This window comes from Klebsiella sp. HMSC25G12 (assembly GCF_001807705.1).
Taxonomy (GTDB): domain Bacteria; phylum Pseudomonadota; class Gammaproteobacteria; order Enterobacterales; family Enterobacteriaceae; genus Klebsiella; species Klebsiella variicola.
Window position 1 is genome coordinate 139,586 of record NZ_KV789926.1, and the last position, 211, is coordinate 139,796.

The window sequence follows — 211 nt, forward strand, 5'->3', positions numbered from 1 at the left end:
GTTCCCCGCGCCAGCGGGGATAAACCGGGTTCGGCGGCGACGCTAAATCGGCGCAGGCGGTGTTCCCCGCGCCAGCGGGGATAAACCGTTTTTAAAAAGGCGATAGAAACAGAGGGGTATGTGTTCCCCGCGCCAGCGGGGATAAACCGGTATAGAGAACGCCGCACAGCGCATTAACCGTGTGTTCCCCGCGCCAGCGGGGATAAACCGG